Origin of the sequence: Paraprevotella clara YIT 11840, from assembly GCF_000233955.1 — a bacterium.
GTDB lineage: Bacteria > Bacteroidota > Bacteroidia > Bacteroidales > Bacteroidaceae > Paraprevotella > Paraprevotella clara.
Window position 1 is genome coordinate 1 of sequence record NZ_JH376730.1, and the last position, 216, is coordinate 216.

The following is a 216-nucleotide window of genomic DNA, read 5'->3' on the forward strand; positions in this document are numbered from 1 at the left end:
ACGTTCAGTAACATTATCCATACGTACAAAAAAGCGCACAAACGACTGTTTAGGCGATAGCTCTTCGTCTTTAGAACGCGCCCAAAAACCATCGCGTAGGTGGTTGTGCTCTGGAGTAGAGAGCTGAGCAATATTGCCATAACCACAGTGGTGATTGGTTAGTACCAATCCGTCTTTGGAGATGATACTCGCCGTACAACCCCCATTGAACTGCAC

1 protein-coding gene is annotated in these 216 nt (G+C 46.8%); it reads right to left on the reverse strand.

The genetic code is table 11. The features are described from left to right. A partial coding sequence (locus HMPREF9441_RS18950; protein WP_039865698.1) for a S46 family peptidase occupies window positions 1–216 on the reverse strand: 216 nt, incomplete at both ends.